This window comes from Micromonospora sp. MH99, assembly GCF_021442385.1.
In the GTDB taxonomy this organism is placed as follows: Bacteria; Actinomycetota; Actinomycetes; order Mycobacteriales; family Micromonosporaceae; genus Micromonospora.
In genome coordinates, this window is sequence record NZ_MUZA01000036.1 from 34,747 (window position 1) to 60,185 (window position 25,439).

The window sequence follows — 25,439 nt, forward strand, 5'->3', positions numbered from 1 at the left end:
TGGTGGTGCTCCGAGCTCAGTCGCGGGTCAGCACGATGAGGCCGGCGTCGTGGGTCGCGCTCCACTGCACGGGCAGGCCGACCGCGCCGAGGTGGCTGCCCGAGTAGTGCCGCTCGCCGTCGGAATAGCGGGCCGCCGGATCGAGGCCGTGCAGCGGCAGCCGCACCGGGCGCGACGGCAGCAGGCCGGCGCCGTCGAGCCGGCCGGTGTGCCAGGCGAGGACGACCACCCGCCGCTGGTCCGGCGCGGTGTACTGCACGGCGCAGCGGGCCTGGTCGGGGCCGCCGATCAGGTGCACCTCGCCGGTCGTGACGACGTCCCGGATCTCCTTGTAGCGCCTGATCCAGCCGCCCGCCTCGGCCCGCTCGGCGGGGGTCCACGCCCGGATGTCCGCGCCGATGCCGAGCACCCCGGCCATCGCCAGCACGAACCGGAACGCCAGCGTTCGCGGCCGCGGGTCGAACAGGCCGGGCGCGTCGGTGACCCAGGAGCTGAGCAGGTGCGGGGCGTTGGCGTGCAGGAAGCCGTACTGGATGGCCAGCCGGTCGAGTGGGCCGGTGTTGTCGCTGGGCCAGAAGACGTCGGCCCGGGCGGCCATCGCCAGGTCGGTCCGCCCGCCGCCACCGGCGCACGCCTCGATCAGCACGCCGGGATGGTCCCGGCGCAGCCGCTCGTAGATCTGGTGCAGGTTGGCGACGTGCGCGCCGTCCAGGTCGACAGGGCCCACCCCGCCCGGCCGTCCCGGCTCGGTACGCGGACGGTTGAAGTCCCACTTCAGGTAGTCGATGTCGTACCGGCGCAGCAGACCGTCCACCGTGGAGTGCACGAACTCGGCGACCTCCGGCCGGCCCAGGTCGAGCAGGTACTGGTTGCGGACCGGGGTGAGCGGACGACCGTCGACGGCGTACACCCAGTCGGGGTGCTGGGCGTAGAGCGCGGACTTCGGGTTGACGCACTCCGGCTCGACCCAGAGCCCGAAGTTCAGCCCGAGCGCCCGGACCTCGGCGATGAACGCGTCGAACCCGGCCGGGAACTTCGCCGGGTCGGGGGTCCAGTCGCCCAGCCCGGCCGTGTCGTCGTTGCGGCCGACGAACCAGCCGTCGTCCACCACGAACGTCTCCACGCCCAGCTCGACGGCGATCCGGGCGAGCGCCAACTGGCTCTGCGCCTCGACGGCGAAGTAGGTGGCCTCCCACGAGTTGTAGAGCACCGGGCGCGGGGTGAGCCGGTCGGCGGCGAGCAACCGCTGGTGGGTGTGCCAGACCCGGGCCAGCCCGTCCAGGCCGTCCGGGCTGTACGCGCCGGTGACCACCGGCAGCGTCAGCGACTCGCCGGCGGCCAGCTCCAGCGGGCCGTCGACCAGCTGGCGGCCGGCACGCACCCGGGTCAGCCCTCCGGTGTCCCGCTCGGCGCTGATCTCCCACGACCCGGTCCAGGCCAGTGCCATCCCCCAGGCCGGGCCGGCCGACTCGGCGGTGTCCCGCACAGCCAGCCAGGGCACGTGCAGGTGCCCGGGTACGCCCTGGGAGCTGCCGATGGTGAAGGTGCCGTGGCCCAGCTCGACGTGGGAGAGCTGGAACTCCTGCGCCCACTGCCCCCACTGGTGGCTGAGCAGCGCGCCGTGCGGCGTGGGTACGCAGAAGCCGCCCGACCCGGCGCGGATGACCCGCAGCGGGTTGGTGCCGTCGTTGCTCAGCTCGACCCACCGCTGCACCACGTCGGTGCCGGAGGGCACCCGGTAGTGCACCGTGGCGCGCAGCCCGGTGACCGGGTCGGCGAACCCGACGGCCAGCTCCCGCTGGTCGGCGTCGGCCACCGCGTCGGTGTGGCGAAAGCCCACCCGACGAGCCCCGGCGGAGGTCTCCACCACCAGGTCGGCGCCCGTGAACGGGCGGTCGGCGTCGGTGGCGTACTCGATGGCTGCGGCGTCCCCGGCGGTGAGGAACGGCACCGGGCCGTCGTAGGCGACCGGCGACGGGCCGTCGGAGACGCCGTGCGGCCCCCACGCGACAAGCTCCAGCCAACGGCCGTGCGCGGGCACGACGACCGTGTACTCGGTGTGCGCGCCGCGCAGCGTCCAGCGCTGCCCGGTCGCGGCGGTCACTTGACCGCTCCGAGCGCCAGGCCGGACACGAAGTGCCGCTGGAAGCGCAGGAACACCGCGACGGTGGGGACGGCCGCGATGACCGTGCCGGCCGCGATGACGTTCCAGGACGAGACGAACTGGCCCTGGAGGCCGAGCAGCGCCGGGGTGACAGGCATGTTGTCGTCGGTACGCAGCACGGTGATCGCCCAGAGCAGGTCGTTGAAGATCCAGGTGAAGGAGAGCGCGCCGAGAGCTGCCAGCGCGGGCCGCGTCAACGGCAGCATCACCTTCGTGAAGATCTGCGCGGTGCCGGCGCCGTCGATCGTGGCCGCCTCCTGGATCTCGCCCGGCAGGTCGCGCATGAACCCGTGCAGGACGAACGTGTAGAAGCCGAGCCCGAAGCCGACCTGCACCGCGATCAGCGCCCAGAGCGTGTCGTACAGGCCGGTCAGCTCGCTGAACTTGGCCACCGGGATCAGCAGGATCTGCGGTGGCAGCAGGTTGCCGGCGAGCATCAACAGCAGGATCGTCCGCCGGCCGGGGATCCGGAACCGACTCAGCGCGAACGCGGCCATCGCCGCGAGGCCGAGGCTCAACAGCACCGACGGGACGGTGACCACCATGCTGTTGATCAGGGCCCGCAGCTCGCCGCCGTCGGTCCACGCCTGCCGGTAGGTGTCCAGGGTGAACGACCGGGGCAGGCTGCCCACCCCGTGCGCGGCGATGTCGTCGAAGGACCGGGTGGACATCACCACGACCCAGAGCACCGGCCCGAGCCAGAGCAGCGACAGCAGGATCATGCCGGTGTGGAAGGCCCCGGTGCGCAGCTTGTTCATCACGCTTCCTCCCGGAACGCGCGGACCAGGTAGCCGAGGATGACCGCCAGCGCGAGCACGAAGATCACGACGGCGATCGCGGAGGCGTAGCCCAGCCGCAGGCTCTGGAACGCGGTCGAGTACATGTAGGTGCTCAGCAGCTCCGACGAGTGGTACGGGCCGCCCTTGGTGAGCGACCAGACGATGTCGAAGGAACGCAGCGAGTCGATCACGATGACCGAGAGCACCACCGCGTTGACCCCCTTGAGCTGGGGAATTGTCACGTGCCGCAGCCGCTGCCAGGAGTTGGCGCCGTCCATCCGGGCCGCCTCGTGCAGCGCCGGGTCGATGGCCTTGAGCCCGGCCAGGAACAGCACCATGACGTACCCGATCTGCCGCCACAGGGCGGGCAGGATCACCGCGTACAGGGCGGTCTGCGGGTCGGCGAGCCAGGGCCGGATCAGGCTCTCCAGCCCGACGGCCCGCAGCAGCGTGTCGGCGATGCCGTCGGGCTGGTAGAAGACCCGCCAGACCAGCGCGGTCACCACCAGCGAGAACACCACGGGAGTGAACAGCGCGGCCCGGTAGAAGCCGACCCCGCGCCGCTCCTTCTGCAGGACCAGCGCCATGCCGAAGCCGCCGAGCACGGACAGGCCACCGAAGAGCACCAGCCAGATCACCGTGTTGACCAGCGCGCCCCGGAAGGTGGCGTCGCCGGCCAGCTCGACGTAGTTGTCGGTGCCCACGAAGGCGGGCGGCGACATGCCGTCCCAGCGGGTGAGCGAGAACCAGAAGCCCTGGAGCGCCGGCCAGAACACCCAGATGCTCTCGACCAGGAACGGCACCAGGACGAACGCCACCAGCAGCGGCGACAGTCGCGCCGACCGTCGCCGCCGCCGGATGGGGGTGACCGAAGTCGTGGAGATCGTTGCTGTCACGTCAGCCCTTGAAGACCTTCTCGGCGCCGGCCTGCCACTCCCGCAGGATCGCGTCGATCCGGTCCGGCTTGTCGATGAACTTGGTCAGCGCGGTGTCCGCGGTCGGCTGGAGCGCGTCGCTGGAGTCGCGGTTGAAGAACTGGGTCAGCTCCTTGGCCTCGTCGAGCATCGCCTTGCCCTTGACCACAAGCGGCGAGTCGGACGCCTTGGCCTTCGGGTTGGCCGGCAGGACGATGCCGGAGCTGGCCTTGACGTACGCCTCCTGCGCCTCGGTCGAGGCCAGGTAGGTGAGCAGGGCCCTGGTGCCGGTCGGGTTGGCGGTCTTCGCGCTGGCGAAGAAGCCGTCCGTCGGCGCCTCCTCGGCCAGTGGGACCGCCGGGTCGATGATCGGGAACCGGAAGAAGTCCAGGTCGCCGAGGGCGTCCTTGGGGGCGGCGTCGGCGAAGAACGTGCCGATCAGGAACATCCCCGTCTTGCCGGCCAGCAGGGCTGTGGTCGCCTCCTGGAACGGGTACGCCTTGCCCTTGGGGTCGAAGTAGGGCAGGACCTCGCGCCAGCGGGTGAAGACCGCCTTGACCTTCGGGTCGTCGAAGCGCTGCTTGCCGGCGAGCAGCTCACGGTGGAACTGAGCGCCGTTGATGCGGATGTTGAGGTAGTCGAACCAGGCCGAGGCGACCCACGGGGTGTCGCCGAGACCGATGCCGATCGGGGGGACGCCCTTGCTCTTCAACGTCTCGCAGAGAGCCAGGAAATCGGTCCAGGTCTTCGGCTCCTGCACGCCCCACTTGGCGAAGTTGGACTTGCGGTAGAAGAAGCCCCACCAGTAGTTGTTCATCGGCACGAAGATCTGCTTGCCGCTGGCGTCGGTGGAGAGCGTACGCAGCGACTGCGGGTAGTCGCCCAGTGACTTCCAGACGTCGGAGACGTCCAGCAGCAGGTTGCGGCTCGCGTAGTCGTTGGCTACCGAACCGGCGTACCAGGTGTAGAGGTCCGGCGGGTTCGCCGAGGTGAGGTACGTCGGGAGCTGGGTCCGGAAGGTCTCCGAGGCGATCGTGTTGAGGCTCGCCGTGCCCTTGCCCTGCGCGTTGAAGTTCGCAATCAGCTTCTCCATCGCCGCCTTGGCCTGCGGCGAGGAGAGGTTCGACTGGATGGTGACCGCGCCCGAGCCGTTGCCCGCCGCCGGCCCGCTGGCGGAGCTGGCGCACGCGGTGAGGAACGAGCTCGCGCCGAGCGCACCCAGGCCGGCGAGCCCGAGGTGGCCAAGGAATCGCCGGCGACCGGGGTCGAAGTCGCTCACGGTGGTGTCCTTCCTCTACGACACGCAGCGTTACGACGCGATGTGTCGGCCAGGTGAATGTGTGTGACCAGAAGGTTGCATCGGCCGTCGCCGGCTGTCAAGATATCTTCGTAATTAATGATTAGACGAGACCAAGGCGAGGGTCAGGTGGATCAGCCTATGCGCCGGCTTGAGGGCAAGAACGCGCTGGTCACCGGTGCGATGGGTGGGATCGGCGCGGCCATCGCCCGACGGCTCGCCAGCGAGGGGGCGGCCGTCGCACTGCTCGACGTGGCCGACCCGACCCCGCTGGCGGAGGAACTGGCCGCCCGTGGCGACCGCGCACTGTCCGTAGTGGGCGATGTCAGCGACGAGGCCGACTGGGCAGCTGCGGTGACCGCCGTGCGGGCCGACCTCGGCCCGGTCGACATCCTCGTCAGCACCGCCTACGCCGTGCGAGTCGCCCCGGCCCACGAAACCAGCCGGGAGTCCTGGGACCACCAGCTCGGCGTCAGCCTCACCGGCTCGTTCCTCGGCGTCCGCGCCTGCCTGGACGACCTGCGGGAACGCGCGGGCGCGGTGGTGCTGATCTCCTCGGTGCACGCGCTGGTCGGGTTGCCCGGCCGGCCCGCGTACGCCGCCGCCAAGGGTGGCCTGGTCGCGCTCGGCCGCCAGCTCGCCGTCGAGTACGGCCCGCAGGTGCGGGTCAACACGGTGCTGCCCGGCCCGATCCTCACCGCCGCCTGGGCCGACGTGTCCGAAGAGGACCGTGCGCGCAGCGTCGCCGAGACCGTGGCGAAACGCTTCGGCACCCCGGACGAGGTGGCCGCGACCGTCGCCTTCCTCGCCTCGCCGGACGCCGCCTACGTCACCGGCGCGAGCCTCGTGGTGGACGGTGGATGGACTGCGGTGAAAGCCTCGGCCTGAGAGATCGATACCGACCAGCGAGAAGGCCAGGAGAGCATTGGCACAGTACGCACGCCGCGGTGTCCACGGACAGACCGTCGAGGCGATCGCCCGTCGCATCCTCACCGGCGAGATCGCCGCCGGCGCGACCCTGAACATCGTCGCGCTCCAGGAGGAGTTCGACGTCAGCCTGACGGCGCTGCGCGAGGCGCTGAAGGTCCTCTCCGCCAAGGGCATCGTCGACGCCCGACAGAAGCGCGGCACCTTCGTCCGGCCTCGGGCGGACTGGAACCTGCTCGACGGCGACGTGATCCGCTGGCAGTTCGCCGAGGGCGCCGACCAGCGGTTGCTCGACCAGCTCCACGAGGTACGCGCCATCATCGAGCCCGCCGCCGCCCGGCTGGCCGCCAGCCGCGCGACCGAGGACGACGTGGCAGCCCTCGACCAGGCGCTGACCGAGATGGCCGAGGCCGACGGCGACCCCGCCGCCGCCGTCGCCGCCGACCTCGCCTTCCACCGCGCGCTGCTCGCCGCCACCCACAACGAGCTGCTGGAACGCATGGAGGTCGTGATGGAGACGGGTCTCGCCGAACGGGACCGGCTGGTGCACGGCGGCGCCGCGCACGACGACCCGGTGCCGAGTCACCGTGCCGTGGTCGACGCGCTGCGCGAGCGGGACGAGTCGGCGGCCGAGACCGCCATGCGTGAGTTGCTGGACAAGGCCGTCCGCGACGTCGAGAAGGCACGGGGACGAAGGGGCAGTCAGTGAAGATCGAGCGGATCGAGACGTTCCTGGTCGCGCCACGGTGGTTGTTCTGCCGGGTGGAGACCGACGACGGGCTCGTCGGCTGGGGTGAACCCGTCGTCGAGGGCCGCGCCGAGGTGGTGCGCAGCGCGGTCGAGGTGCTCTCCGAATACCTGATCGGTGCGGATCCGCTGCGCATCGAGCAGCACTGGCAGGTGCTCACCAAGGGTGGCTTCTACCGGGGCGGCCCGATCCTCTCCAGCGCGGTCGCCGGCCTCGACCAGGCACTGTGGGACATCGCCGGGCAGGCGTACGGCGCTCCGGTGCACGCCCTGCTCGGCGGCCCCGTCCGGGAGAAGGTGCGGATCTACTCCTGGATCGGCGGGGACGAGCCCGACGAGGTCGCCGACCATGCCGCCGCGCAGGTCGCCGCCGGCCTCACCGGGGTCAAGATGAACGCCTGCGGGCGGCTCTCGGCCATCCCCACCTCCGCCGAGGTCGACGCGATCGTCAACCGGGTCGCCGCCGCCCGGGAGGTGCTCGGCCCGGACCGGGACATCGCGCTCGACTTCCACGGCCGCGCCGGGATGGCCGCCGTACGTCGCGTCCTGCCCGAACTGGCCCCCCTGCGCCCGCTGTTCGTGGAGGAGCCGGTCCTGCCCGACCAGGCCCACCACCTGCGCGACATCGTGGCCGGCACGCCGATCCCGGTGGCCACCGGTGAACGCCTCTACGGCCGATCCGAGTTCCTCACCCCGTTGCAGGCCGGGGTCGCCGTGGTCCAGCCGGACCTGTCGCACGCCGGTGGGATCTCCGAGGTCCGCCGGATCGCCGCGCTGGCCGAGACGTACGGCGCGCTGCTCGCCCCGCACTGTCCGCTCGGTCCGATCTCGCTGGCGGCCAGCCTCCAGGTGGCCTTCGCGACACCGAACTTCCTCATCCAGGAGCAGAGCATCGGCATCCACTACAACGTGGGTTCCGAGCTGCTGGACTACCTCGTCGACCGGGAGCCGTTCCGGTTCGTCGACGGGCACATCGCCCGATTCGACCGGCCCGGCCTGGGCATCACCGTGGACGAGGCGGCGGTCCGCAAGGCCGCGCAGACCCCGCACACCTGGCGCAACCCGGTCTGGCAGCACGCCGACGGATCGTTCGCGGAATGGTGACCCGGCCGGTCCCGCTGCGCGTGGAGTACGACGCCGCGCACGGCGGCCGGTGGACCAGCCTGCGTGGCGGCGACCGGCAGTGGCTGTGGCGGGGCCCGGAGCCGGGCCGCCATGAGGTCCGCCCCGACGACGCGTTCGTCGACGCCGGCGGGCTGGAGGAGTGCCTGCCCACCGTGCGCGGCGAGCCCGACCACGGCGAGGTCTGGTCCCGCCCGTGGCGAACCGTCGGCCCCGACACCGTGGTCATCGAGCGGCCGACGTTCACGCTGAGCCGGCGGCTCACCGACGACGGTGGCGTGGTGGTGGCCGACTACCGCCTGACCGCCGACCCCGGTTACCGCTTCGTGTGGGCCGCGCACGCCCTGCTCGGCCTCTCCCCCGACGCCTACCTCGACGCGCCCGCCGGCACGCCCACCCGGCTGCACCCGGAGGCCGCCGCACTCCTGCCGCCGGGCACCTGGCCCACCGACGCCCCGTGGCTCACCGGGCCGTGGCCCTCCCCCGCCGGCCTGACGCTGGACACCTTCGGCGCGGACGACGGCACGGCCGTCGGCGCGGTGCTGCTCGACTGCCCACGGGTCCAGGTGATCGACGACGACGACCGGCTGAGGATGGAGCTGGAGTGCGACGGCCAGCCCCGCAGCACCGCGCTCTGGCGCAACCTGGGCGGCTGGCCGCAGGACTGCCCCTACCGCAGCATCGGCGTCGAGCCGATGCTCGGCAGCGCCTTGAACCTGGCCGACGCCGGTCCGGCCGACACGGCGGTCGTCCCACCCGCTGGCGAGGTCGCCTGGCGACTCACCATCTCCGCCCACCGCATCCACTGAGGACATTAGCGATGAACCTGCTCGACGAGCTGCGTACCCACCGGTTGCTGGCCATCGTGCGCGGCCCGGACCCGGCCGCGGCGCTGACCGCCGTGCTCACCCTGGCCGAGAGCGGCGTCGCCCTGGTCGAGGTCTCGCTGACCAGCGCCGACGCGCTCGGCATCATCCGACGCGCGCGGGCCGCCCTCGGGCCCGACTTCGGCCTGGGCGCGGGCACCGTGCTCAGCGCGGACGACGCCCGGGCGGCCGTCGAGGCCGGCGCCGGCTTCCTCGTCACCCCTGCGGTGGCACCGAGCGTCACCGAGGCCGCCCGACTCGGGCTGCCGGTGCTCGCCGGGGCGCTCACCCCCACCGAGGTCGTGCAGGCCGACAGCGCCGGCGCCACAGCCGTCAAGCTCTTCCCGGCGTCCCTCGGTGGGCCCGACTACCTGGGCGCGCTGCGCGACCCCTTCCCCGGCACCGCGTTCGTGCCGGTCGGTGGGGTCGACGCGGACGGCGCGCGACGCTACCTCGACCGGGGGGCCGTGGCGGTCGGCGTCGGCTCGCCGCTGCTCGGCGACGCCGTCCGCGGCGGTGACCAGGCGGCGCTGCGTGAGCGCGCCGCCACCTTCCTCGCGGCGGTACGGCAATGACCGACCTGCTCACGCTCGGCGAGACGATGGCGGCCTTTCGCACCACCGGTCCGCTGCGGCTGGGCGGCACCGCCGGGATCTCCGTCGCCGGGAGTGAGTCGACGGTGGCCATCGGGCTGGCCCGGCTCGGTCACCGAGCCGCCTGGATCGGTGTCACCGGCGCCGACGAACCGGGCGAGCTGGTCCGCCGGACGCTGCGCGCCGAGGGCGTCGACCTGACCTGGTCCCGCGTCGACCCGGCCGCGCCGACCGGGCTGATCCTCTTCGAGAACCGGGTCGCCGACATCAACCGGGTCACCTACCACCGCGCCGGCTCGGCCGGCTCCCGGTTGGGCCCCGCCGACGTCACACGCGCCTTCGACGCGCCGGGGCCGCCGCCCCGGCTGCTGCACGTCACCGGCATCACCTGCGCGCTGGGCGCCGGGCCGTACCAGGCGGTGGTGGCGGCCGTACGTCTGGCGCGCGAGGCGGGCAGCACCGTCTGCCTGGACGTCAACCATCGCAGCCGGCTCTGGTCCACAGGGGAGGCCGCGGCGGCGCTGCGACAGCTACTGCCCTCGATCGACCTGGTCGTCGCCTCCGACGACGAACTGCCGGTGCTGACCGACGCGCCCGACCCGGTCCCGGCGCTACTCTCGGCCGGCGTCAGCGAGGTCGTCGTCAAGCACGGCGGCGACGGAGCGACAAGCCACCGCGCGACCGGCTCGATCCACCGGCCGGCCCGGACGGTGCCGGTGGTGGACACCGTCGGCGCGGGCGACGCCTTCGTGGCGGGCCTGCTCTCCGGTTGGCTGGACGGCGCGGACGCCTCGGCCCGGCTGGACCGGGCGGTCACCACCGGCGCGTTCGCGGTCGCCACCCGGGGCGACTGGGAGGGCCTGCCCGACCGGGCCGAGCTGGGGCTGCTCGACCACGGCCCCGGCGGTACGGTCCGCTGACGATCCCCGTAAAGGAGCACCATGGAGCTGACCGAGCCGACCGTCTGGAGCACCGACCGGTTGGAGTTGGGTGAGGGCCTGCGCTGGGTCGACGACCGGCTGGTCCTGGTCGACCTGCTGGCCGGACGACTGTTGGAGACCGACGGCGACGCTCCGACCCCGCTGCGGGAGCTGCGCCGCCTCGACGTGCCGCTCGGCGCGGTCGCCCCGGTTGTCGACCGACCTGGCGAATGGCTGGTCGCCGCCGGGACCGGCGTCACGGTGCTGCCCGCCAGCGGCGACCCCCGACCGGTGGCCGAGCTGGTGGACGACGCGCCCGAGCCGACCCGGATGAACGACGCGGTCGCCGACCCGCACGGCCGCTTCTGGGCCGGGAGCATGTCGTACGCGATGGTGCCCGGCGGTGGCACGTTGTTCCGCCTCACCCCGGGCGCCGCGCCGGTCCCCGCGGTGACCGGGCTGACCATCCCGAACGGGCCGGCGTTCGACGCGGCCGGCACCACCATGTACCTGGCCGACACCCCACGCGGCGAGATCGACAGGTTCACCGTCGACCCGGCCACCGGTGCCCTGCACGGGCGGGAGCCGTTCCTGCGGCTGTCCTCCGCCGACGGCGGCCCGGACGGCATGACGCTCGACGCGGCCGGCCACCTCTGGATCGCGCTGTGGGGCGGCTCGGCGGTACGCCGCTACCGGCCCGACGGCACCCTCGACACGGAGATCCGACTGCCGGCCCGGCAGCCGGCCGGCATCTGCCTGGGCGGCCCCGACCTGCGGCGACTCTTCATCGGCACCGCCCGGGTGGGGCTGGACGCGGCGGGCCCGCAGGACGGCGCGCTGCTCGCGGTGGACGTCGAGGTCCCCGGTCTGCCCGCCGCGAGAGCCGGCGCACCAGTGAGCTGATCGGAGGCATATCGGACGCCCGGGCGGGAAGAACCGCACCCGAGTGCGGTAACAGCCGACGGGTGGGGAGCGAGCCGATGAGCAGCGCTGGGTGGACGTCATGAACGGGCCGGTCGGCGACGAGCCGCTCGGCGAGCTGGAGCTGGTGCACACGTTCACCGGCCCGATGCCGACCGGGGTGAGCGTCTCGCACCGGGGTCGGATCTTCGTCAACTTCCCGAAGTGGGGTGACGAGGTGCCGGCCACCGTCGTCGAGCTGCGCGACGGCCGGGAGGCGCCCTACCCCGACCAGGCGTGGAACGACCCGTCCGGCGACGACGACGCGGGCGCGTTCGTCTCGGTGCAGAGCATCGTGGTGGACCCGGCCGACCGGCTCTGGGTGCTGGACACCGGCAGCCCGATGTTGCAGCCGACCAAGCCGGGCGGGCCGAAGCTGGTCCGGATCGACCTGGACACCGACACGGTCGCCCAGGTGATCACCTTCCCGGCGGACGTGGCGCTGCCGACGACGTACCTCAACGACGTCCGCTTCGACCTGCGCCGGGGCGAGGCGGGGGTCGCCTACATCACCGACTCCGCGTTCGCCGGGCCGAACGGGATCATCGTGGTGGACCTGGCCAGCGGGGCCTCCTGGCGGAGGCTGCACGACCACCCGTCCACCAAGGCCGAGCCGCTGACGTCGTTCCGCCCGGTGGTCGAGGGCCGGCCGTTCCTGGAGCGGCCGGCCGACGGGCCGCCGAAGCCGGTGGGCATGGGCTCCGACGGCATCGCCATCTCCGCCGACGGCACCCGGCTCTACTACTGCCCGTTGGCGTCCCGGCGCCTGCACAGCGTCTCCACCGAGGCGCTGGCCGACCCGAGCGCCACCCAGGAGGCGGTCGCCGCGACCGTTGTCGACGAGGGCGACAAGAGCAGCGGCTCGGACGGCTTGGAGACCGACGACGCGGGGCGGCTCTACCTCACCGCGTACGAGCACAACGCGGTGCTGCGCCGACTGCCGGACGGCGCGTACGAGACGCTGGTGCACGACCCGCGACTGCTCTGGCCGGACACCATGTCGGTGGCCACCGACGGGTACCTCTACGTCACCGCCAACCAGCTGCACCGGCAGCCGCAGTACCAGCGCGGCCAGGACCTGCGACGCAAGCCGTACGCCCTGTTCCGTACCCGCATCGACGCCGGCCCGGTGCTGCTGCGCCGCGGGTAGGCATGCCGGCCCGGGCGGCGGGTAGGCCGCCGGGTGGCCGACTGGCAAGAGGTGTTCGTCCCGGACACCCCGCTGTTGGAGATCGTGGTCCGGGGCAGCGTCATGTACCTCGCGCTGTTCATCCTCCTGCGGGTCATCCTCAAGCGGGAGAGCGGCACGACCGGCGTCACCGATCTGCTGGTCATCGTGCTGCTCGCGGACGCCGCGCAGAACGGCATGTCCGGCGGCTACGACTCGGTCACCGACGGGGTGCTGCTGGTCGGCGTGATCATCGGTTGGTCGTACCTGCTGAACGCCGTCGCCTACCGCTGGCAGGCCGCCGCCCGGCTGATCCGGCCCGGGTCGCTGGTGCTGGTGCGGGACGGGGAGGTGGTCCGCGCCAACATGCGCCGCGAGCTGATCACCAACGAGGAGCTGCACACCCTGCTGCGTGAGCAGGGCGTCGTCGATCTCGCCCACGTCCGCGAGGTGCGGATGGAGCCCGACGGCCGGTTCAGCGTCACGACGCGTACGCCCGGCCGGCCGCGCGACGACCTCGACGGGCGCGGCTGACCGGGGCGCAACGCGACGTCTGCGTCAGCTCGCCGGCAGGGTGCGGTCCAGCAGGTCGAACAGGGCCGCCCAGTGCCGCTCGGTGGCCTGCTCGTCGTACGCCGGGGTGTCGGCCATGGTGTAGCCGTGGTGCGCGCCCGCGTACACCTCGGAGCGGTAGCGCACCCCGGCGGCGTCGAGCGCCTTCTCCAGCGTGGCGATCTGCTCGGGCGTCATCGACTGGTCGGCGTCCGCGTGGCCGAAGTACACCTCGCCGGTGATCGAGCCGACGCCACGGTGGGGGCTGTCCGGCGCGGCGGTGACGATCCACCCGCCGTGGAAGCTGGCGATCGCGGCGATCCGGTCCGGGTGCGCCTCGATGGCCCGCAGCGCGTTGGTGCCGCCCATGCAGTAGCCGGTGATCGCGACCGGGCCCGGCCGGACGTCGTCGCGGGCCGCCAGGAAGTCGAGGTACGCGGCGGTGTCCCGGCCGATCACGTCGGGGGTCAACGCGCCGACCAGCGGCACGATCTTCTCGAAGAGCGCAGCCCGCTGTTCCGCCTCCCCGAGGCGCGACACGTCGAACAGGGGTGCCCGGCCGGCCCGGTAGAACAGGTGGGGCGTCAGCACCAGGTAGCCGCGTTCGGCGATCCGGTCGGCCATCTCCACGAGGCGGGGCCGCGGCCCGAAGGCGTCCATGAACAGCAGCACGGCCGGGAACGGGCCGTCCCCGTCCGGGCGGGTGAGGCTTGCGTCCGCGATCCCGTCGCCGGTCGGGATGTCCACAGCCGTCGTCTGCATCGAGCCTCCTCGTACGCCGATCTTGGTCCGTTCGGAACGTTACTCGGCACGCCGGCGTGCCCGACACCGGTCCGCCAGCCAGGGACCGCCGATCCCTGGACAAGGTCACCCTGGGCGCCGGGCGACGATCGACCCAGGGTTGTGCGTGACCGATGAAGGACACCGTCGACCTGGAGGTTGTCGTGCTCGACGAGACAGTTGGGGACCTGACCGGGAAGCTCGCCGTGGTGACCGGCGGCAGTGACGGGCTGGGCCTCGGCCTGGCCACCCGGCTGGCCCGAGCCGGCGCGGAGGTGGTGCTGCCGGTCCGCAACCCGGCCAAGGGCGACGCCGCACTGGAGGCCGTACGGGCCGCCGTGCCGGACGCCACCGTGTCGACCCGCAAGCTGGACCTCGCCTCACTGGACTCGGTGGCCGCGCTGGCCGACGCGCTGCTCGGCGAGGGGCGGCCGATCCACATTCTGATCAACAACGCGGGGTGTCATGGCGCCGCCCACCCGACACACCACGGCGGACGGCTTCGAGCTGCAGTTCGGCACCAATCATCTCGGCCACTTCGCGTTGACCGGGCGGCTCATGCCGCTGCTGACGGCCGGGCGGGCCCGGGTCACCACCATGTCGAGCAGCGCCGCCCGCTCCGGTCGCCTGGACTGGGACGACCTGCAGAGCACCCACCGTTACGGCGCGGTCCGCTCGTACAACGCCTCCAAGCTGGCCGCGCTGCACTTCGGGCTGGAACTCGACCGTCGCGGTCGAGCCGGCGGCTGGGGCATCGTCAGCAACGTCGCCCACCCCGGCACCACCATGACCAACCTGTACGCGTCCGGCCCCAACCTGGGCCGCAGCAGGCCCTCACCGCACCACGCCGTGATGAAGCGGTTGAACCGTTGGGGTCTCCTGGTGCACTCGGTGGACGCGGGGCTGCGGCCCGCCCTCTACGCGGCGACCAGTCCGCAGGCGCAGGGCGGCCGGTTCTACGGCCCGGACGGCCTGGGGCAGTTCACCGGGGCGCCGACCGAGTTGGCCGTCTACCGCTCGGCGCGCAGCACGCAGGACGCGGCCCGCCTCTGGGCCGTCTCCGAGCAGCTGGTGGGGGTCGCGTTCTCCGGCGACTGAACCGGTCGTCCCCTCAGGCCGACTGCCGCTGCTGACAGAAATTCTTCAACGGGTCAGGGGCGGTAGCGGTAGCCCATCCCCGGCTCGGTGATGAGGTGGCGGGGGCGGGCGGGGTCGTCCTCCAGCTTGCGTCGCAGCTGTGCCAGGTACTGCCGCAGGTAGTTGGTCTCGTTCTGGTATTCGGGCCCCCACACCTCCTGCAGGAGCTGACGTTGGCTGACCAGCTTGCCGGGGTGGCGCAGCAGCTTCTCCAGCACGCTCCACTGCGTCGGGGTCAGCTTGACCTCGGTGTCGTCGTCACGCCAGACGCGGTGGTCGGCCAGGTCGACGGTGTGCCGGCCGATCCGCAGCGCAGGCACGGCCTCGGTGGGGCCGCCGAGCCGGCGGGTCACCGCGCGGATACGGGCCAGCAACTCCTCCACCCCGAACGGCTTGGTGACGTAGTCGTCCGCGCCCGCGTCGAGCGCGGCGACCTTGTCCTCGCTGCCGGCCCGGCCGGAGAGCACGATGATCGGCACGGCGGTCCAGCCGCGCAGGCCGCGGATCACCTCCACGCCGTCGATGTCGGGCAGGCCGAGGTCCAGGACCACCAGGTCGGGCGGGTGGCTGGCGGCGGCCTTCAACGCGGCGGCCCCGGTCGCGGCGACGTCCACGTCGTACCGGCGGGCGCGCAGGTTGATCCGCAGGGCCCGCAGGATCTGCGGTTCGTCGTCGACGACCAGGATGCGGGTCATTCCTGCGGCTCCTCCGGGCTGCTCTGCGCGGCGGCGGGCAGCCGCAGCACCATGGTGAGCCCACCGCCGGGCGTGGTCTCCGGGGTGATGCTGCCACCCATCGCCTCGGCCAACCCCCGGGACAGGGCGAGCCCGAGGCCGACGCCGGTCTGGTTGTCCCGGTCGCCGAGGCGTTGGAACGGCAGGAAGACGTGCTCCCACTGGTCCTCCGGAATGCCCGGCCCCCGGTCGATGACCCGTAGCTCCACCTGGCCTGCGTGCGCGCTCGCGGTGACTGTGGGCGGCTGGTCGGGCGGGCTGTAGCGCAGCGCGTTGGCGATGACGTTGACCAGCACCCGTTCCAACAGGCCCGGGTCGGCGGTGGCCGCGGGCAGGTCGGCGGGGATGTCCGTGGCGACGGTCGCGGCCGTCGGGCCAAGTTCGTCCAACGCCAGGGGTACGGCGTCCTCCAGACCGATCGCGGTCGCGGAGATGCCGAGCACACCGGCCTGGAGGCGGCTCATGTCCAGCAGGTTGCCGACCAGCCGGGCGAGCCGGTCCAGCGACTCCTCGGCGGTCTCCAGCAACTCCTCGCGGTCGGCCTCGTCGAACTCGATGTCGTGGCTGCGCAGGCTGGTCACGGCCGCCTTCGCCGAGGCCAGTGGCGTACGCAGGTCGTGGCTGACCGCGGCGAGCAGCGCGGTGCGCATCCGGTCGGCGGCGGCGAGGGGCCGGGCGGTGGCGGCCTCCTCGGCGAGCCGTTCCTGGCGCAGCGCGACGGCGGCCTGGGCGGCGAACGCCTCCACGATCCGCCGGTCGGCGGCCTCCAGACGCCGGCCGCTGAGCACGACGGTGATCCGGTCGTCGACGGGTACCGCGGTCTCGCCGCCGTCGGGTGTGCAGGCGGGCTGTTCGCCGACGCTCGCCACGACGCACCAGGCGTGCTCCTCGCGGGCCCGGTCGGGGCGGCCGCTGGCCTCCTCGGCCAGCTCCAGCACGCTCACCGCGCGCAGCCCGAAGGTCTCCCGGAGCTGGTCCAGCAGGGCGGGCAGGGGACGTTCGCCGCGCAGCACACCACCGGCGACGGCGGCGAGGGTCTGCGCGTCGGCGGCGGCGCGCGCGGCCTCGCGCGTACGTCGGGCGGCCACGTCGACGATCCAGCTCACGGCGAGCGCCACACCGACGAAGACGGCCAGGGCGAGCAGGTTGTCGGCCTCGGCGATGGTCAGCGTGCGGTACGGCGGGGTGAAGAACCAGTTGAGCAGCAGCGACCCGCCGAGCGCGGCGATCAGCGCCGGCCACACCCCGCCGACCAGCGCGACCCCGACGACCCCGGCGAGGAACAGCAGGATGTCGTTGGTCAGCGTCAGGTCGGGCAGGGTCCTGAGCAGCAGGGTGAGCAGCGGCATGCCGAGCACCGCCAGGCCGAAGCCGAGCAGCCGGCGGCGGCGGGACAGCGCCGCCGGCACGGCCGCCGCCCGGCGTCCCTTGCCGGCCTGCTTGTGGCTGACCAGGTGCACGTCGATCGAGCCGGAGAGCGCGGTGGTGGTCACCCCGACGCCCCGGGCGAAGATCTGCGCGAGGCGGCCCCGCCGGCTGGCCCCGAGCACCAGCTGGGTGGCGTTCACGCCCTGGGCGAAGTCGAGCAGCGCGGCCGGTACGTCGGTGCCGAGCACCTGGTGGTACGTGCCGCCCAGGCTCTCGACGAGCACCCGCTGGCGGGCCAGTTGGGCGGGATCGGCGCCGGCCAGACCGTCGCTGCGGGCCACGTGCACGGCGAGCAGGTCGGCGCCCTTGCTGCGGGCCGCGACCCGGGCCGCCCGGCGGATCAGCGTCTCGCCCTCCGGACCGCCGGTCAGTGCCACCACGACGCGTTCGCGGGCCTCCCAGGTGGCGGCGATGCCCTGCTGGCTGCGGTACCTGTCGAGCTGCTCGTCGACCTTGTCGGCCAGCCAGAGCAGCGCCAGCTCACGCAGGGCGGTGAGGTTGCCGACCCGGAAGTAGTTGCCGAGCGCCGCGTCGATCTTGTCGGGGCGGTAGATGTTGCCGTGCGCCATCCGGCGGCGCAGCGCCTCCGGGGTCATGTCGACGAGCTCGACCTGCTCGGCGGCGCGGACGATCTCGTCCGGCACGGTCTCCCGCTGGGTGGTGCCGGTGATCTGCGCGACGACGTCGTTGACCGACTCCAGGTGCTGCACGTTCACCGTGGACAGCACGTCGATCCCCGCGTCAAGCAGCTCCTGGACGTCCTGCCAGCGCTTGTCGTGCCGGGAACCGGGCACGTTGGTGTGCGCCAGCTCGTCGACCACGGCGATCTCCGGCCGGCGGGCCAGGACGCCGTCCACGTCCATCTCGGTGAACTCGGCGCCCCGGTAGGTCATCGCACGGCGGGGCACCTGCTCCAGGTCGCCGAGCATCGCGGCGGTGTGCTGACGGCCGTGGGTCTCCACGAAGCCGATCACCACGTCGGAGCCCCGCGCGGCCCGCCGCTGGGCCTCCTCCAACATGGCGTACGTCTTGCCGACGCCGGGAGCGGCCCCGAGATAGATGCGCAGTTCTCCGCGTGGCACGGGAACCATCCTCCCTGGTCAGATCGGCGGGCGGGGCCGCGCCCGGTCGGCGCGGCCCCGTCCGTGCGGGTGCTCAGCGTGCGGCGAACTGCTTGTCGAGGGCGAGGTTGAGCTCCAGCACGTTGACGCCGGGCGCACCCATGAAGCCCAACCCACGGCCGTCGGTGTGCTCCTCGACCAGCTTGCGGACCGCCGCCGGGTCCGCGCCGCGCTCCCGCGCGACCCGGTTCACCTGCAGATCGGCGTACGCGGGGCTGATCTGCGGGTCGAGGCCGCTGCCGCTGGCGGTGACCGCGTCGGCGGGCACCGCCGGGTCGGCCGGCGCGTCGCCCCGGATCGGGGTGATGACCCCACCGTCCGCGACGTAGTCCACGCCGGGCTGGGCCAGCTCCACTGTCACCCCCTGGTACGAGGACACGAACGGGGTGGCCGGGGCGACCTGGTTGACGCTTACCACCCGGGTCACCGGGCCGGTCAGACCGTCGGCGCGAAAGACCGCGAGCACGGCGCCCACCCCGTCGTCGGTGCAGTAGGGGCGGCGGCCGTCGACGCCGTTCAGCTCGCCGACGGCCTTGCTGCGCCCACAGACCTGGGTGAGCAGGCTCTCGCTGGACTCTTCCGGGTCGGTGGCGATGGTGTCGACAACGCTCTCCGGGCCGAGGTTGCTGGCCGAGGTGGACGTCGGGTCGTAGCCGTCGCCGGCGGCCGACGGGCGGGACTGGAAGTAACGCGGGACGGGGTTGCCGTCCGCGTCGGTGAAGGACTGGCCGATGAGCGAGCTGCCGACAGTCGTCCCGCCCGAGGTGATCAGCGAGCCGTCGGCCTTGTGGTCGAGGCCGGGCAGGTGACCGAGCGCGACCAGAGCCAGCGGGTAGACCAGCCCGAGCACCACCGTGAAGACGAGCACGGCGCGCAGGGCGGCGAGGTGTTGGGCGATCCAGGTGGGTATGCGCATCACGAAATCCCCGGGATGAACTGGATGAGCAGGTCGATGAGCTTGATCCCGATGAACGGCACGATGATGCCGCCCAGTCCGTACACCAGCAGGTTGCGGCTGAGCAGCTTCGACGCGGCGGCCGGCCGGTACCGCACGCCGCGCAGGGCGAGCGGGATCAGCGCGATGATCACCAGGGCGTTGAAGATGACCGCGGACAGGATCGCCGACTCCGGGCTGGCCAGCCGCATGATGTTCAGGGTGTCCAGGCTCGGGTAGAGGCCGGCGAACATGGCCGGGATGATCGCGAAGTACTTCGCGATGTCGTTCGAGATGCTGAACGTGGTCAGCGCACCGCGGGTGATCAGCAACTGCTTGCCGATCTCCACGATCTCGATCAGCTTGGTCGGGTCGGAGTCGAGGTCGACCATGTTGCCGGCCTCCTTCGCGGCCGACGTGCCGGTGTTCATGGCCACCCCGACGTCGGCCTGGGCGAGCGCCGGCGCGTCGTTGGTGCCGTCACCGGTCATCGCGACCAGCCGGCCACCCTCCTGCTCCCGCTTGATCAGCGCGAGCTTGTCCTCCGGCGTCGCCTCGGCCAGGAAGTCGTCCACCCCGGCCTCGTCGGCGATCGCCTTCGCGGTACGCGGGTTGTCGCCGGTGATCATCACGGTGCGGATGCCCATCCGGCGCATCTCGTCGAACCGCTCCCGCATGCCGGACTTGACGACGTCCTTGAGGTGGATGACGCCCAGGGCGCGGGCGGGCTCACCGTCGACGTGCTCGGCGACGACCAGCGGCGTGCCGCCGGTGCCGCTTATCGCGTCGACGATCTCGCCGACCTGCTCGGTCGGGTGGCCGCCGTTCTCCCGTACCCACTTCATGACCGCTGCGGCGGCGCCCTTGCGGACCCGACGGGCCGTGCCCGACGCGCCGCCGTCGACGCTGGCGTCCGGGGTCAGGTCGACGCCGCTCATCCGGGTCTGCGCGGTGAACGGCACGAAGGTGGCGTGCGGCATCACCCCGGGCTCGCGTTCGCGCAGCCCGAACTCGTTCTTCGCCAGGACGACGACCGAGCGCCCCTCCGGGGTCTCGTCGGCCAGGCTGGAGAGCTGGGCGGCGTCGGCCACTGTCGCGGCGTCGACCCCCTCGACCGGTACGAACTCGGCGGCCTGCCGGTTGCCCAGCGTGATGGTGCCGGTCTTGTCCAGCAGCAGGGTGTTGACGTCGCCGGCCGCCTCGACGGCCCGGCCGCTCATTGCCAGAACGTTGCGCTGCACGAGGCGGTCCATGCCGGCGATGCCGATGGCCGACAGCAGCGCGCCGATGGTGGTGGGGATCAGGCAGACCAGCAGCGAGACCAGTACGACCCCGGTGACACCGGAACCGGTGATCGCCCCGCTATCCGGCGCGGCGGCCTGGTACGCCTTGGAGAAGATCGCCAAGGGCTGGAGGGTGACCACGGCCAGCAGGAAGATGATCGTGAGAGCGGCGAGCAGGATGTTCAGCGCGATCTCGTTCGGCGTCTTCTGCCGGTTGGCGCCCTCGACCAGGGCGATCATCCGGTCGATGAAGCTCTCCCCGGGCTTCTGGGTGATCTTCACGATGATCCGGTCGGAGAGCACCTTGGTGCCGCCGGTTACCGCGCTGCGGTCCCCGCCGGACTCCCGGATGACGGGGGCCGACTCGCCGGTGATTGCCGACTCGTCGACGCTCGCGATGCCCTCCACGATGTCGCCGTCGCCGGGAATGATGCCGCCCGCCTCGACCAGCACGATGTCGCCCTGGCGCAGCTGCGGAGCGGGCACCGCCTCGTCGCGGTAGGTGTTGGCCCGGGCGCCCGGCTTCCAGTCGACCAGCCGGGTGGCGATGGTGTCCTGCTTGGCCTGTCGCAGCGCGGCGGCCTGGGCCTTGCCCCGGCCCTCGGCGACCGCCTCGGCCAGGTTCGCGAAGATCACGGTCAGCCAGAGCCAGATGGTGATCGCCCAGGCGAACACCGACGGCTCGGTCACCGCCAGGACCGTGGTGAACGCCGCGCCGATCTCCACGATCAGCATCACCGGGTTGCGCCACAACGTGGTGGGGTTGAGCTTGCGTACGGCGTCCGGCAGGGATCGGATGAGTTGCTGGGGGTCGAGCAGGCCCCCGCCGACCCGGTTGCCCTGCGTCGCCGGGGTGCCTGGCAGTTGCTCTGTCGGGGCGGACGTGACGGACATGTCCTCGTTCCTCATGATGGTCAGAGCCCTTCTGCCAGCGGGCCGAGCGCGAGCGCGGGCAGGAAGGTCAGCGCGACGAGGACGACAGTGACGCCGACGACCATGCCGATGAACAGCGGTCGGTGGGTCGGCAGGGTGCCCTCGGACGCGGGGGTGGGTGCCTGACGGGCCAGCGAGCCGGCCAGCGCGAGCACGAAGATGAGCGGCAGGAACCGGCCCAGCAGCATGCACAGCCCCAACGCGGTGTCCCACCAGGTGGTGTTCACCGTGATGCCGGCGAAGGCGGAACCGTTGTTGTTGCTGGCCGAGGTGAACGCGTACAGCACCTCGGAGAGGCCGTGCGGGCCGACGTTGAGCGCCGTCGAGTTGTTGCCGGTCGCGAACGCCGCCGCCGTGCCGACCAGCACCAGGATCGGCGTGATCAGGAAGTACAGCGAGGCGAACTTGATCTCCCGCGACCCGATCTTCTTGCCCAGGTACTCGGGGGTGCGGCCGACCATCAGGCCGGCGATGAACACCGTGATCACCGCGAGGATGAGCAGGCCGTAGAGGCCCGAACCGGTGCCGCCCGGCGCGACCTCGCCGAGCATCATGTTGACCATCGTCATCATGCCGCCGAGCGAGGTGAACGAGTCGTGGAAGGAGTTCACCGCGCCGGTCGAGGTGAGCGTGGTGGCGGCGGCGAAGGTGGCCGAGTTCGACACGTCGAACCGCACCTCCTTGCCCTCCATCGCCGCGCCGACCGCCTGCGGGACCGTGCCGTGGCCGGCCAGCTCGAAGATGTTGGTGATGGCGACGCTGAGGAACGCGAGGATGCCCATCACCGCGGCGATGGCGTAACCCTGTCGGTTCTGCCCGACCATCCGGCCGAACACCCGGGGCAGGCTGAACGGGATCAGGAGGATCAGGAAGATCTCCAACCAGTTCGTCCAGGTCGTGGGGTTCTCGAACGGGTGGGCGCTGTTGACGTTGTAGAAGCCGCCACCGTTGGTGCCCAGCTCCTTGATCACTTCCTGGCTCGCGACCGGGCCGCCGGTGATGGTCTGGGTGCCGCCGGTCAGCGTGCTCACGTCGGTGCCGGCGGAGAGGTTCTGCACCACCCCGCCGATCATCAACGCGATGGCCCCGAGGACCGCGATCGGCAGCAGGATGCGCAGCACGATCCGGGTCAGGTCGACCCAGAAGTTGCCGAGTTGCCCGGTGCGGCTGCGGGCGAAGCCGCGGACCAGCGCGACCGCCACCGCGATGCCGACCGCCGCCGAGACGAAGTTCTGCACCGCCAGGCCGGCCATCTGCACCAGGTGGCCCATCGTCGACTCACCCGAGTACGACTGCCAGTTCGTGTTGGTCACGAACGACACGGCAGTGTTCCACGCGCCGTGCGGCACCACCGGGTCGAAGCCCAGCGACAGCCACAGGTGGTTCTGCACCCGCTGGAACAGGTACAGGAACAAGATCGAAACGGTCGAGAACGCGAGCACGCTGCGGGCGTACACGCCCCAGGTCTGCTCGGCGGCCGGGTTGACCCCGACCAGTCGGTAGATCCCCCGCTCGACCCGCGACTGCCTGGTACCGGAGACCGCCCGGAACATGTAGTCGCCGAACGGCTTGTAGACGGTGACCAGGGCCGCCACCAGCGTCAGCACGAAGATGACGCCCGCTGTTGTCATGGTCATCAGAAGCGCTCCGGGAACAGCAGGGCGAACACCAGGAACGCGCCCAGGACGATCGCGAGCACCAGACCGACCGCGTTTACCGCGTTCACAGCTTCTCCACCGCCCGGACCACCAGGGCGAGCACTGCGAACAGCGCCACCGTGAGGACCACGAACACCACGTCAGACACGCTGACTCCTCTTACCGGAAAGGTTCGTCGCGACCGCCTTCCGGTCGCGCCGGGGCAAGCAAAGCCCCACCACCCGCCGGACGGCAGGGGTCATAACGCGACCATGACGGCGGCGAACCTTTTCTTGACGCGGTTTTCACACCTGCCCGGTGAACAGGTGAAATGCGGCACAGAGGCGCGTCAGCCGGGGAGACGAGGGGTGGCTGTCCACCCCTTTGCTCTGCTTCAACGGAGGCGACAGTGAGGCACCGACACTGTTGCGCCGGTTGAAGCAGAGCAAAGGGCCCGCAGGGGATGGGCGGCGGGTCAGGCCAGGCGGGTCAGGCCAGGCCAGGCGGGTCAGGCGGGTCAGGCCGGGCGGCGGGCCACCAGCACGTCGCGCATGATCGACTGGTCGACCCGGTGCCGCAGCGCGCGGTAGGGCTCCGTGTCGACAACTGTCAGGCCGGCGTCGACAAGTGCCGCCGCCGCGTCCTCGCGGCTGGCGACGTGGGTGTTCCACGAGATGCCCAGCGCCCCGCCCGGGCGCAGCAGCCGCGCCCAGACCGGCGCGGCGTCCGCGAGGAGCGCCAGCGGGTCACGCGTCAGACCCTGATCGGCGGTACGACTGCCGTGCTGCACGCCGTACGGCGCGTCGGCGACCACCAGGTCGACGGTCTCGGGGCGGAAGAACTCCGCCGCGCGGGTGGTGTCGGCGTTGACGACGTCGAGCAACTGCGTACGGCCCGCCTTGTGCTCCTCGCGGGTCGGCGCCAGCTCGATGCGCACCCGCCGGCCGACCACCTTGCGCTCCCGCCGCACCGGCCCCGACTCCAGCACCCGGTGCTTGACCCGCTTCTGCTTCAGCCAGGTCGTGACGAACGCGCGGTACGCCTCGACGTCCTTCTGGTCGCGCTCGATCCCGGCGGCGTCGAAGCCGTACATCAGCGCCTGGTTGAGGGTGGTGCCCCGACCGCAGAGCGGGTCGAGCACCCGGAACCGGCGGCTGGTCAGCTCGCCGGCCCAGTCCGACGCGAGCAGGGTGACGTTGAGCAGCAGCTTGGTGAACTGCTCGTTGGTCTTGCCGGGGTACTTCTGGATGGTGAGCAGGTCGTCGTCGTAGCGGTCCAGCCGGCTCCACTCGACCGGGCGCAGCAGGTCGCCGACGATCTCGAACAGCGCGTACCCGGCGGAGAGGTTGCCCAGGACGGCCAGGTCCCGTTCGGTCAGCCCGTCACCGCTGAACGTGACGTAGGTCGCCCCGCCGACGACCTCCGTGTCCAGCTCGCCGATCCGGCCCTCGAGCGCCGACCGGCCGAAGATCTCCAGCTCGGCCCGGGTGAGGTCGATGGCGGAGCGGGCGTACACCCGGTTGGTGGCGGGCAGGATCAGCAGGCCGTAGCGCGTCATGATCCGGCGAGTATTCCACAACGGGTGACGGTCGCCGGGAACCGGAGCGGCCTGCGGACCGACTACCCACACATGGGGTGTGAGCAGTGGCGGGAGGTCCTGTCCGCGCAGTTGGACGGGGAGGAGACCGCCGCCGAGGCGGCGGCGGCGCAGGGGCACCTGGACGAGTGCGCCAAGTGCCGGGCCTGGTTCGCGGCGGCGGTCGCGGTGACGCGCCGGGTTCGTACCCGACTGGTCACCGATGTGCCCGACCGGGCCGACGCGATCCTGGCCGCCGTCGGCGGCAGCGCCACCGGCGACGCGGTCGCCGAAGCCTGTGACACGCCGCCGGCCCGCCGGTCGCGCTGGCGGCCCCGCCTGCCCGGCCGCGGCCGGCTGGTCGTCGGGCTGCGCGCGGCGCTCGGCCTGCTCGGGGCTGTTCAGCTGGTGCTCGGCCTGGCCCAGGTGGGCCGGGGAGCGACCGCCGACCATCTGCACGCCTCCGGGCAGCACCTGTGGCACGAGTCGGCCGCCTGGAACGTGGCGGTCGGGGCCGGCTTCCTCTTCGTGGCGGTACGCCGCAGCCCTCCGGCGGGTCTCCTGCCGATGCTCAGCGCGTTCGTCGGCACGCTCCTGCTGCTGTCGGTCAACGACCTCGCCACCGGCTCGGTGAGTGGAGAGCGCCTGGTCAGCCACGGCTTCCTGGTGTTCGGCTACCTGATCACCGTGCTGCTGTCGCGGCCCGGACTGCGTCCCGGGGGGCCCGCGCCGCAGCGGCAGCCGACGCCGTCGCGCTGGCGGTTCGGCGCGGACGAGACCGAACGGCCCCTGCGGGTGGTGCACTCCGGGGCGTACCCGGCGCAGGCAGCCGACCGCAACGCCGCCCCGGCCGCGCGCACCGGCCGC

At 72.2% G+C, this 25,439-nt stretch carries 23 protein-coding genes and 1 pseudogene; 12 read left to right on the forward strand and 12 right to left on the reverse strand.

The window, feature by feature from the left end; genetic code table 11:
- Positions 1–16: 16 nt before the first annotated feature.
- Genes B0E54_RS19265 through B0E54_RS19280 form a run of 4 tightly spaced genes read right to left on the reverse strand, consistent with a single transcriptional unit; the run spans position 17 to position 5,136 of the window.
- Positions 17–2,104: an alpha-galactosidase gene (locus B0E54_RS19265; RefSeq protein ID WP_234586629.1), complete on the reverse strand. Its 2,088-nt coding sequence runs from the start codon at positions 2,102–2,104 to the stop codon at positions 17–19.
- Positions 2,101–2,922: a carbohydrate ABC transporter permease gene (locus B0E54_RS19270; protein WP_234586631.1), complete on the reverse strand. Its 822-nt coding sequence runs from the start codon at positions 2,920–2,922 to the stop codon at positions 2,101–2,103. The genes B0E54_RS19265 and B0E54_RS19270 overlap by 4 nt, the downstream gene beginning before the upstream one ends.
- Positions 2,922–3,839, reverse strand: a complete 918-nt coding sequence (locus B0E54_RS19275; RefSeq protein WP_234586633.1) for a carbohydrate ABC transporter permease — start codon at positions 3,837–3,839, stop codon at positions 2,922–2,924. The genes B0E54_RS19270 and B0E54_RS19275 overlap by 1 nt, the downstream gene beginning before the upstream one ends.
- Before the next feature lies 1 nt (position 3,840).
- Positions 3,841–5,136, reverse strand: a complete 1,296-nt coding sequence (locus B0E54_RS19280) for an extracellular solute-binding protein (RefSeq protein ID WP_234586635.1) — start codon at positions 5,134–5,136, stop codon at positions 3,841–3,843.
- 159 nt (positions 5,137–5,295) lie between these two features.
- On the opposite strand from B0E54_RS19280, the gene B0E54_RS19285 reads away from it, so the two are divergent.
- From B0E54_RS19285 to B0E54_RS19325, 9 genes are all read left to right on the forward strand, one after another.
- A complete protein-coding gene (locus B0E54_RS19285; protein WP_234586637.1) occupies positions 5,296–6,042 on the forward strand; it encodes an SDR family NAD(P)-dependent oxidoreductase in 747 nt (248 codons plus the stop codon).
- A 37-nt stretch (positions 6,043–6,079) separates the two neighbouring features.
- Positions 6,080–6,790 carry a FadR/GntR family transcriptional regulator gene (locus tag B0E54_RS19290; protein WP_234586640.1) on the forward strand — a complete coding sequence of 237 codons (711 nt, stop codon included), beginning with the start codon at positions 6,080–6,082 and terminating at the stop codon, positions 6,788–6,790.
- Positions 6,787–7,932 (forward strand): galactonate dehydratase, encoded by a 1,146-nt coding sequence (gene dgoD, locus B0E54_RS19295; RefSeq protein ID WP_234586642.1) that lies wholly within the window; start codon positions 6,787–6,789, stop codon positions 7,930–7,932. Before B0E54_RS19290 ends, dgoD begins: the two co-directional genes overlap by 4 nt.
- A complete protein-coding gene (locus B0E54_RS19300; protein WP_234586644.1) occupies positions 7,926–8,759 on the forward strand; it encodes a hypothetical protein in 834 nt (277 codons plus the stop codon). The genes dgoD and B0E54_RS19300 overlap by 7 nt, the downstream gene beginning before the upstream one ends.
- A gap of 11 nt (positions 8,760–8,770) precedes the next feature.
- The gene (locus B0E54_RS19305) at positions 8,771–9,391 is read left to right on the forward strand and encodes a bifunctional 4-hydroxy-2-oxoglutarate aldolase/2-dehydro-3-deoxy-phosphogluconate aldolase (RefSeq protein ID WP_234586648.1); all 621 of its coding nucleotides are present in this window, start codon (positions 8,771–8,773) and stop codon (positions 9,389–9,391) included.
- Positions 9,388–10,329, forward strand: coding sequence for a sugar kinase (locus tag B0E54_RS19310; RefSeq protein ID WP_234586650.1), 942 nt, complete (start codon positions 9,388–9,390; stop codon positions 10,327–10,329). The genes B0E54_RS19305 and B0E54_RS19310 overlap by 4 nt, the downstream gene beginning before the upstream one ends.
- A gap of 21 nt (positions 10,330–10,350) precedes the next feature.
- Positions 10,351–11,232 (forward strand): SMP-30/gluconolactonase/LRE family protein, encoded by an 882-nt coding sequence (locus B0E54_RS19315; RefSeq protein WP_234586652.1) that lies wholly within the window; start codon positions 10,351–10,353, stop codon positions 11,230–11,232.
- Positions 11,233–11,332: 100 nt separating this feature from the next.
- Positions 11,333–12,439: a major royal jelly family protein gene (locus B0E54_RS19320; RefSeq protein WP_234586676.1), complete on the forward strand. Its 1,107-nt coding sequence runs from the start codon at positions 11,333–11,335 to the stop codon at positions 12,437–12,439.
- 33 nt (positions 12,440–12,472) lie between these two features.
- Complete coding sequence (locus B0E54_RS19325) at positions 12,473–12,991, forward strand: DUF421 domain-containing protein (RefSeq protein WP_234586654.1); 519 nt, start codon at positions 12,473–12,475, stop codon at positions 12,989–12,991.
- Positions 12,992–13,015: 24 nt separating this feature from the next.
- On the opposite strand, the gene B0E54_RS19330 is transcribed toward B0E54_RS19325, so the two are convergent.
- Positions 13,016–13,771: a dienelactone hydrolase family protein gene (locus B0E54_RS19330; protein ID WP_234586657.1), complete on the reverse strand. Its 756-nt coding sequence runs from the start codon at positions 13,769–13,771 to the stop codon at positions 13,016–13,018.
- 152 nt (positions 13,772–13,923) lie between these two features.
- Here B0E54_RS19330 and B0E54_RS32630 point away from each other — a divergent pair.
- Together B0E54_RS32630 and B0E54_RS19335 are read left to right on the forward strand one after the other, a co-directional pair.
- A pseudogene (locus tag B0E54_RS32630) lies at positions 13,924–14,202 on the forward strand (SDR family NAD(P)-dependent oxidoreductase); the annotation flags it as partial.
- A 52-nt stretch (positions 14,203–14,254) separates the two neighbouring features.
- On the forward strand, positions 14,255–14,887 hold the full coding sequence (locus tag B0E54_RS19335) for an SDR family oxidoreductase (RefSeq protein ID WP_305076139.1): 633 nt from the start codon (positions 14,255–14,257) through the stop codon (positions 14,885–14,887).
- A gap of 53 nt (positions 14,888–14,940) precedes the next feature.
- On the opposite strand, the gene B0E54_RS19340 is transcribed toward B0E54_RS19335, so the two are convergent.
- From B0E54_RS19340 to B0E54_RS19370, 7 genes are all read right to left on the reverse strand, one after another.
- A complete protein-coding gene (locus tag B0E54_RS19340; RefSeq protein WP_234586659.1) occupies positions 14,941–15,621 on the reverse strand; it encodes a response regulator in 681 nt (226 codons plus the stop codon).
- Positions 15,618–18,170: a DUF4118 domain-containing protein gene (locus tag B0E54_RS19345; protein WP_234586661.1), complete on the reverse strand. Its 2,553-nt coding sequence runs from the start codon at positions 18,168–18,170 to the stop codon at positions 15,618–15,620. The genes B0E54_RS19340 and B0E54_RS19345 overlap by 4 nt, the downstream gene beginning before the upstream one ends.
- Before the next feature lie 73 nt (positions 18,171–18,243).
- Entirely contained in the window at positions 18,244–19,125 is an 882-nt protein-coding gene (locus tag B0E54_RS19350) for a potassium-transporting ATPase subunit C (RefSeq protein WP_234586664.1), read from the reverse strand.
- Positions 19,125–21,320: a potassium-transporting ATPase subunit KdpB gene (gene kdpB, locus B0E54_RS19355; RefSeq protein WP_234586666.1), complete on the reverse strand. Its 2,196-nt coding sequence runs from the start codon at positions 21,318–21,320 to the stop codon at positions 19,125–19,127. Before kdpB ends, B0E54_RS19350 begins: the two co-directional genes overlap by 1 nt.
- A 20-nt stretch (positions 21,321–21,340) precedes the next feature.
- Positions 21,341–22,996: a potassium-transporting ATPase subunit KdpA gene (kdpA, locus tag B0E54_RS19360; RefSeq protein ID WP_234586669.1), complete on the reverse strand. Its 1,656-nt coding sequence runs from the start codon at positions 22,994–22,996 to the stop codon at positions 21,341–21,343.
- Positions 22,996–23,085 carry a K(+)-transporting ATPase subunit F gene (gene kdpF, locus B0E54_RS19365; protein ID WP_036390805.1) on the reverse strand — a complete coding sequence of 30 codons (90 nt, stop codon included), beginning with the start codon at positions 23,083–23,085 and terminating at the stop codon, positions 22,996–22,998. Before kdpF ends, kdpA begins: the two co-directional genes overlap by 1 nt.
- A 428-nt stretch (positions 23,086–23,513) precedes the next feature.
- Positions 23,514–24,554 (reverse strand): TRM11 family methyltransferase, encoded by a 1,041-nt coding sequence (locus B0E54_RS19370; protein ID WP_234586671.1) that lies wholly within the window; start codon positions 24,552–24,554, stop codon positions 23,514–23,516.
- Between the two features lie 72 nt (positions 24,555–24,626).
- Here B0E54_RS19370 and B0E54_RS19375 point away from each other — a divergent pair.
- A partial coding sequence (locus tag B0E54_RS19375) for a zf-HC2 domain-containing protein (protein ID WP_234586674.1) occupies positions 24,627–25,439 on the forward strand: 813 nt, incomplete at its 3' end.